General features: G+C 57.0%; 7 protein-coding genes. 5 read left to right on the top strand and 2 right to left on the bottom strand.

Going from position 1 to position 8,349, the window contains the following annotated elements:
• Positions 1 to 81 precede the first annotated feature (81 nt).
• Complete coding sequence (locus GHO03_RS25210; protein ID WP_372241786.1) at positions 82 to 753, top strand: fimbrial protein; 672 nt, start codon at positions 82 to 84, stop codon at positions 751 to 753.
• A 178-nt stretch (positions 754 to 931) separates the two neighbouring features.
• On the opposite strand, the gene GHO03_RS22735 is transcribed toward GHO03_RS25210, so the two are convergent.
• Entirely contained in the window at positions 932 to 1,945 is a 1,014-nt protein-coding gene (locus GHO03_RS22735) for a DUF481 domain-containing protein (RefSeq protein WP_095003350.1), read from the bottom strand.
• 141 nt (positions 1,946 to 2,086) lie between these two features.
• Between GHO03_RS22735 and GHO03_RS22730 the strand changes: the two genes are divergently transcribed.
• The 4 genes from GHO03_RS22730 (at position 2,087) to GHO03_RS22715 (ending at position 6,817) form a co-directional block, all read left to right on the top strand.
• Complete coding sequence (locus GHO03_RS22730) at positions 2,087 to 2,440, top strand: MGMT family protein (protein WP_095003349.1); 354 nt, start codon at positions 2,087 to 2,089, stop codon at positions 2,438 to 2,440.
• Between the two features lie 42 nt (positions 2,441 to 2,482).
• The gene (locus GHO03_RS22725; protein WP_153400565.1) at positions 2,483 to 4,027 is read left to right on the top strand and encodes an AmpG family muropeptide MFS transporter; all 1,545 of its coding nucleotides are present in this window, start codon (positions 2,483 to 2,485) and stop codon (positions 4,025 to 4,027) included.
• Between the two features lie 103 nt (positions 4,028 to 4,130).
• Positions 4,131 to 5,846 (top strand): proline--tRNA ligase, encoded by a 1,716-nt coding sequence (locus GHO03_RS22720; RefSeq protein ID WP_095003347.1) that lies wholly within the window; start codon positions 4,131 to 4,133, stop codon positions 5,844 to 5,846.
• Between the two features lie 17 nt (positions 5,847 to 5,863).
• Entirely contained in the window at positions 5,864 to 6,817 is a 954-nt protein-coding gene (locus GHO03_RS22715; RefSeq protein WP_095003346.1) for a hypothetical protein, read from the top strand.
• Between the two features lie 113 nt (positions 6,818 to 6,930).
• Here GHO03_RS22715 and dinB read toward each other — a convergent pair whose 3' ends face one another.
• Positions 6,931 to 7,992: a DNA polymerase IV gene (gene dinB, locus GHO03_RS22710; RefSeq protein WP_095003345.1), complete on the bottom strand. Its 1,062-nt coding sequence runs from the start codon at positions 7,990 to 7,992 to the stop codon at positions 6,931 to 6,933.
• Between the last annotated feature and the right edge of the window lie 357 nt (positions 7,993 to 8,349).

Genomic DNA, 8,349 nt, shown 5'->3' with positions numbered 1-8,349 from the left:
CAGCTGTCACCGGTAGAGTTTGAAAAGCGTTACGCAGCGAGCCTGGAGAGTGTCTAGGAAACCCGGGGCGATTCAAACCGAATATACAACACCAATATTGACGGGGTCGGGATAAGTACAAATAATGAATCAAACACTTACATCGTACCGTACGACGAACCCCTAGGCGCCAACAATTATATTTCAATCCCCCGCGGTATGCGTGTAAGACTTATCAAAACAAAGGCGGGTGCCGTAGGAGCAGGAACTCTTACCACCGGAAGAATTGCCAGAGCGTCCATTGTTGGAAACTTCTATACCGCCAACATCACATTAGTGGGCGTTAATACTATTGTTCCCGTTGCCTGCTCCGTCACCAGCGCTTCCATCAACGTTCCGATGGGCGATGGAATACCGATGAGCACTTTTACTGGGCCCGGTAGCGTCGCCGCCGAAACACCATTCGCCATAGAGCTAAATTGCGATGCAAACACTCGTGTACAGGTCAAACTGGACGGCAGCCCCCATGCGTCTGCCGTCGAGGGTGTATTGGCGCTGAACTCCACCCCTTCCGGGACCATGGCCAAGGGCATAGGTTTACAATTACTTCACAACAGTACGCCTGTAAAGCTGGCGACTAATATTACCGTAGGGACCGTCACGAACGACGGCAACTACTCAATCCCACTGACGGCCCGGTATTATCAGACCGGCGCAAGCGTAAGTGGTGGCGTGGCAAACAGCACGGCAACATTTACCCTGACCTACAACTGATACCTTAAGTCGATGGTTGCATCTAGATATCAGGTCAGAACCTTAGTTTTTGAGGGAGAGCCCTGCCTCTAATGAGGCAGGCATTGGTGAATTTCAACATCCTTGGAATTCAAACGGGTGTTTTCTGATTCCCCACAAGATCCAAGCCCGCCCTCTCAAGTCATGCCGTACGGTTTTACTACCAGACCACGCCAAACCCTACGGTATAGCGGGTCTTGTTGAGGGCGTTATCAGAGCCACTCGAGCTGCCAATCAGGTCTTTCTCGGCCTTTAGATTCAGCGATGCCCATTCCGTGACCTTGTAACGCAAGCCGATTTCGGAATCGAGACTGTAGTCCGACTCCCCTTCCAGCGACTTGCCCAATTCACCATTGGTGAAAAACGAGACTGTTTTGCCCATCAGGTAACGGTTGTAATCCCACTTCATGGCCAGCGAGTAGAAGTTGTCTTTCTTACCGTCAGAGTATTCGTAATCAGTGCGATTGAGCAGTGAGCCCAGCGAGAATGCGCCCAATTCGTCATCCCAGAACTGGTAGCCGGGGCCGGTACCGACTGTACGCTGACGGGAAATGTCTTCCACCCGGTCGCGGTTATAGGTCAAACGACCTTGCCAGTACCACTTGTCGCTGATGAAGTAATCCAGCGCGTACTCAGCAGTCCAGTTATCCGTGGTTACCACATCGTTCTGAAACTCGCGGTTGTACTCACCCTCTGCGTGATGACGCCAGGCGCCGTGGCGGGCAGTGGTCTTGAAATCGAGATCGTAGTCGTCGGTATCCTTGTCCGCCCGTTTGTAGTCCATCGCCACATCAACATTGCCTTTCCAGACCATGTCTTCGACCAGCGGTTTGGGCTTGATGAGTTGCTGGATACTGGCCAGAGCTACGGTTTTCGGTGCTTCACCGTTGACCAGGGTTACGCTGCCGTCTTCGGCCGCCTGCAATGACTTGGCCTTTTCACCGGTCCAGGCATCCTGCTTGACCAGCAATTCCTGATCACTTTCCAGGGTCTTGACCTGCTTCCAGTCAATGGGCACGGCCCCCGCATACTCGGTCTGAATCAGTAATTTGCCGCCATCAAAGACTTTGATCTTGCCGCTCAGGCGGTCGCCGTTTTTCAACCACACCGTATCGGCAAACACGGGCGCAGCAAGGCACATGACAACAAGGCATAACAGGGTTCTGGACAACATAAGCGGATGCGAAACTCAGAAAAACGGAAGAATGCCGGCATTATCCGGATGGATACGCCCTTGAGGAAGAAAGACCGACTCATTGTGCCGGAGTTCATTCTATAGTTCTGTAACAACCCCCATCTTGACCAGAAGTGTCCCTTGAATACACTGCCAGACATTCTTCAAACTCCCGCCGAGATTCGGCGCACGGCGCTGTATTCAACCTTGATGATGGTGCCTGCAGGTTACGTGGTTACTTATGGGCAACTCGCCGAAGCGGCGGGTCTGGGTCGCGCAGCGCGCTGGGTTGGGCGAACGCTCAGCCAGCTCCCCGACGATACGCGCCTGCCGTGGCACCGGGTGCTCGCCGCCGGTGGTCGTATCAGTCTGCCTGCAGGTAGCCCGTCTGGTGATGAACAGCGCGCGCGTTTGCGGGCAGAAGGCTTGAGCATCATGAATAATCGCGTGGATATGCGACGCCATGGCTGGCGCCAGATAGAGCACTGCGGTTAGAGTGCGCCCTTTGTTTCCGCAACCAGAGGCAGACTCCAGTCCATGCCCCGTAAAACCTGGCGCGAAGCGCTAGCTGCGTATTCCAGCCCCTCGACCCTAGTGCTGTTGCTGCTCGGTTTTGCCGCCGGCTTGCCGTACATGCTGGTGTTTTCAACCCTTTCCGTCTGGTTGCGCGAAGCCGGTGTGGCCCGCGAAACCATTGGCTATGCCAGCCTGATCGGGCTGGCATACGCCTTCAAATGGGTGTGGTCGCCGCTGCTGGACCAATGGCGCCTGCCATTACTCGGCAAACTTGGCCGGCGTCGCTCATGGCTGGTGCTGTCACAGTCACTGGTTATCCTGGGCCTGATCGGCATGGGCTTTTGTGACCCGCAAAAACATCTGTCCTGGCTGATTGCCATTGCGGTTGTAGTGTCTTTCGCTTCGGCGACCCAGGACATTGCCGTCGATGCCTATCGCCTGGAAATCGCCGAAGACAACCGGCAGGCCGCGCTCGCCGCCAGTTACATGTCCGGTTATCGCGTAGCGGCCCTGCTGGCCACGGCGGGCGCCCTGTTCTTTGCCGAAGGCTTCGGTTCGACGGGCTTCAACTACAAACATTCGGCCTGGACCGGCACCTACGTGCTGTTCGGCCTGCTGATGGTCCCCGCACTGCTCACCACCCTGTTTATGCGCGAACCGCCGGTACCGTTGCGCACCCAGCTGTCGGCCGGGCGCTACAGCTTTGGCCATCAGCTGGCGTCAGTTTTTGTACTGATCGTACTGCTGGTATCTGTCCCGGCCATGTTCACCCAGCTCTACAACACCGATTTTGCTGGCGTGTTGTTTGAAGGGGTCAGCCCGCTGAACCTGATACTGGAAGACCGGGCGTTTCTACGCGCCATCCTGTACACCCTGCTCACCGTGTTGTGCCTTTCATCCAGCGGACGACGCGGCCTGGCTCCGGTTCTGACCCCGGTTAATGACTTTATCGTTCGGTATCGCTGGCAAGCCCTGCTACTGCTGGGGTTGATTGCCACCTACCGCATGTCGGACACGGTCATGGGCGTAATGGCCAACGTGTTCTATATCGACCAGGGTTTCACCAAGGATCAGATTGCCGGTGTCAGCAAGATTTTCGGCCTGATCATGACCCTTGTCGGTGCGGGCATGGGCGGCTTGTTGATCGTGCGTTTCGGCATTTTGCCAATTCTGTTGATCGGTGGTGCAGCATCGGCAGGCACCAACCTGCTGTTCATGTTGCTGGCCGATATGGGCCCGAACCTGCAGATGCTGATTGTCACCATTTCCCTCGACAACTTCAGCTCCGGCCTCGCCACCTCAGCATTCGTAGCCTACCTGTCCAGTCTGACCAACCTCAAATTTTCCGCCACCCAGTACGCCCTGCTCAGCTCGATCATGCTGCTGCTACCGCGCTTGATGGGCGGTTACTCGGGGGTCATGGTCGAGAAGTTCGGTTATCACAACTTCTTTATCATTACCGCGGTGATGGGCATCCCGACGCTGCTGCTGATTGCCTTGCACTGGTATCAGGAGAGCCGCCGGGCCCGGCAAAAGCCCGTTGTCGACCTGGAAAAGGCCCAATAAACACGAGGGGGAGCACACCTCCCCCACCCGCCCTGTACGCAGGCAGATCTCGCCCGTACAATGCCGAGTCATTTCTAGTCATCAGCAACGGCACCGGCTAACCATGCGCACCAGTCAATATTTGCTCGCCACACAGAAAGAAACGCCTTCAGATGCGGTCGTTATCAGCCATCAGCTGATGCTGCGCGCAGGCATGATTCGCAAACTTGCTTCGGGCCTCTACACCTGGCTGCCCATGGGCCTGCGGATCATGCGCAAGGCCGAAGCCATTGTTCGCGAAGAAATGAACGCTGCAGGCGCTCTGGAAGTGCTGATGCCGAGTATCCAGCCAGCTGAGTTGTGGCAGGAGTCCGGCCGTTGGGAAGAGTACGGCCCTGAACTGTTGCGCCTTAAAGACCGCCACGGTCGCGAGTTCTGCGTGGGCCCGACCCACGAAGAAGTGATCACCGACCTGTGCCGCAACGAGTTGAACAGCTACAAACAGCTGCCAATCAACCTGTACCAGATCCAGACCAAATTCCGTGACGAAATCCGCCCGCGCTTCGGCTTGATGCGCGGCCGCGAATTCATCATGAAGGACGCCTACTCCTTCCACGCAGACACCGCTTCGCTGCAGGTCACCTATGACCGTATGCACCAGGCCTACTGCAACGTGTTCACCCGCCTGGGCCTGAACTTCCGCCCAGTTGAAGCCGACAACGGCTCCATCGGCGGTGCCGGCTCCCACGAGTTCCACGTTCTGGCTGAATCCGGCGAAGACGATATCGTGTTCAGCAATGGTTCCGACTACGCGGCCAACATCGAAAAAGCCGAAGCCGTACCCGCCGAAACTTCGCGCCCTGCTGCCACCCAGGAGCTGCGCTTGGTCGACACACCGGATGCCAAGACCATCGCGCAATTGGTTGATGGCTATGACCTGCCAATCGAGAAAACCGTCAAGACCCTGATCGTTCACGCCGCCGAAGCTGGCAAACTGATCGCTCTGGTGATCCGTGGCGATCACGAACTCAACGAAATCAAGGCTGCCAACCATCCGCTGGTGCACAGCCCGCTGGTCATGGCCTCGGATGCCGAACTGCGTGACGCCATCGGCGCCGGCGCTGGCTCTCTGGGCCCGCTGAACCTGCCACTGCCATGCATCATTGATCGCTCGGTCGAGCTGATGAGCGACTTCGGTGTGGGTGCCAATATCGACGACAAACACTATTTCGGCGTGAACTGGGAGCGCGACCTGCCAGTACCGACCGTTGCCGACCTGCGCAACGTGGTGGCCGGCGACCCTAGCCCGGACGGCAAAGGCACGCTGGAAATCAAGCGCGGTATCGAAGTGGGTCACATCTTCCAGCTGGGCACCAAGTACAGCGAAGCCATGAAGTGCCAGGTACTGGGCGAAAACGGCAAGCCGGTCACCCTGGCCATGGGCTGCTACGGCATTGGTGTTTCCCGCGTGGTTGCCGCAGCCATCGAGCAGAACAACGACGAGCGTGGCATTATCTGGAGCGATGCCCTGGCCCCGTTCCAGGTTGCCCTGGTACCGCTGCGCTACGAAACCGAAGCCGTACGTGAAGCTACCGACACGCTCTATGCCGAACTGACTGCAGCTGGCTTTGAAGTGCTGCTGGACGATCGCGACAAGAAAACCAGCCCCGGCATCAAGTTCGCAGACATGGAACTGATCGGCATCCCGCACCGGATCGTGGTCAGCGACCGTGGCCTGGCTGAAGGCAATCTGGAATACAAGAGCCGCACCGAAGCAGAGCCGCAAGCCCTGCCCGTTGCTGATGTGCTTGCCTTCCTTCAGGCCCGTATCGCTCGCTGAAACCAGATAGAGACGCCATGTTCACTCGAAACACCTTGACCCTCGGGGGCGCCGCCATGTGCGGCGCCCTGCTGCTGAGCGGCTGTGCCAATCACATGTCGCAACGCAGCGAGCACGAGGAACGCATCGAGCGCAAACTGCTCGCCCACAGCCTGCAGATCGATGTCGGCTCGCCAACTGTGCTTGAGCTGCCGCAACGTCGTGTGCGCATCAATGAACAGAAGACCTTCGAGGTCACCGAGTTCGATGTCACACGTCATTACGACCGCTACACCCCATACCAACCCTGGCGCGAAGTCTACGAGATTCCGTTGGGCGCGGTGGCTATTGTCGCCGGGGTAGGTGCCAATGTGCTTAATGTGTTCATGTTCGGGCAACTGCCTGACAGCGTGACCAAAGACTGGATCAACTACGGCTTTGCAGGGGTAAACCCGGCGATGAACGTGCAGTCCCATGGCCGCGCCGAGCAGAACCTGGCGGGGATTGATGATGTTCAGCGTGACAAGCGCCTGGAATATTCAAGCCTGCCCTGGGCCGAACGCCCGGTGGTGATCAAGGCTGGCAAACAGACCCACGAGCTGACCACAGACCGCAATGGCGTGCTGCGCCTCAACCTGCTGGACAGCCCTTTTGCCGAACAGGATCTCAATCACGTCGGCAAGCTGACCATCATGGTGGAAGACGCCCAGGACGAAACCCATTCCGATTCGACCCTGTCGATCAGCAGTCACCTGCGTGGCAAGCTGCTCGAAGCACATAACCTGATCTACGACGACCTGGAGGGTGACGACGTCAACCAATGGGTACATCGGGTCAAACGCCTGTCGGAACTGGGGCTGGAAGAAGAAGCCAGCGAACTGGAACAAAGCCTGATCGAACTCACGCGCAACGATCCTGAGCTGCAACGTGAATTTCTTCAATCCTTGACCAAAAATGCCGGGAGACTGGTAGCGGATCCCGGCGTCAGTTGACGCAACTCTGACATGTGGGAGCGGGCTTGCTCGCGATGATATGGCTGCGGTTTTCCTGACAGACCGCACGCCAGCATCGCGAGCAAGCCCGCTCCCCCAACCAGCAAACCAGCCTACCCCTTGAACAGCTCCAGCTGCTCAAAACCACTGTTCAAATCATGCAAACGCACGCCCAGCCCGAGCAATCGCACGGGCCTGGCACCGCGCGCAAACGCCTGGCTCAACAACCCCTGATAACTCTCAAGGTCGCGCCCGGCACCGGATTGCTCCAGCGTGGTCTGGGTAAAGTCATGGAACTTCACTTTGACAAACGGCTTGCCGGGGCGATAACTGCTGTCGATACGGCCAATACGCCGGTTCAGGGTCTCTAGCAACTCCGGGAGTTTCTCCAGGCAAGAGGCCAGATCTGGCAGGTCAGTATCGTAAGTGTTTTCCACGCTGACTGACTGACGCCGACTGTCACTTTGCACCGGACGCTCATCAATCCCCTGCGCCAACCCCCACAACCGCTCACCAAAACTGCCGAATTCCCGCACCAGAGCCAGTTTGTTCCAATCACGCAGTTGCAGGCAGGTTTCGATACCCAGGCGCCCAAGCTTGTCCGCCGTGACTTTGCCCACGCCATGCAGCTTATTGACCGGCAAGGCAGACACGAAATCATCAACCTGATCAGGGGTGATCACGAACAAGCCGTTGGGCTTGCGCCAGTCACTGGCAATTTTGGCCAGAAACTTGTTGGGGGCTACCCCGGCCGACACCGTGATATGCAACTGATTGGAAACGCGCCGGCGGATGTCCTGAGCTATGCGCGTGGCACTGCCGGCAAAATGCGGGCTGTCGGATACATCCAGATAGGCTTCATCCAGAGACAGCGGCTCAATCAGCTCGGTGTAGTCGCGCAAGATGCCGTGAATCTCTCTGGACGCTTCTTTATAAGCATCCATCCTGCCGTTGACGATGACCAGGTCCGGGCACAGCTTGAGCGCATGCCGGGACGCCATTGCCGAGCGCACGCCATAAGCCCGAGCTTCATAATTACAGGTCGAGATGACCCCGCGCCGATCAGCCGAGCCCCCGACAGCCATCGGCTTGTTTGCCAGGCTCGGGTCATCACGCATCTCAATAGCGGCATAGAAACAGTCACAGTCGACGTGGATGATTTTGCGCTGCGTCATGTAAGGCGGTGTTCTTCAAGGAGGTAGGCAATACTCGGCGCAAGTATGTCACCGCGAACTGTATATAGCACCAGTAGTCTTGATTCTCCCCGACAGACGCGGGAAAAATCGCAGCTGAATTGTTTTTTTCAATCGAATCTCTACCCTCAATAGAGCTACACCCCATACGGAACAGGGCCTGCAGGTCTTTTTATAGCTGTATTTTCTAGCTAAGCAATTGACGCATAACGAATTTTTCTAAATTAACGTTTGACAGCCCAGCGTATCGCTGTAGAATCCACCCCACAGACGCGGGATGGAGCAGTCTGGTAGCTCGTCGGGCTCATAACCCGAAGGTCGTCGGTTCAAATCCGGCTC

The sequence above is a fragment of the Pseudomonas sp. FSL R10-1339 genome (assembly GCF_009600545.1).
Taxonomy (GTDB): domain Bacteria; phylum Pseudomonadota; class Gammaproteobacteria; order Pseudomonadales; family Pseudomonadaceae; genus Aquipseudomonas; species Aquipseudomonas bubulae.
The sequence above is the reverse complement of the archived record's forward strand: the minus strand, read 5'-3'. Positions and strand labels throughout refer to the sequence as shown.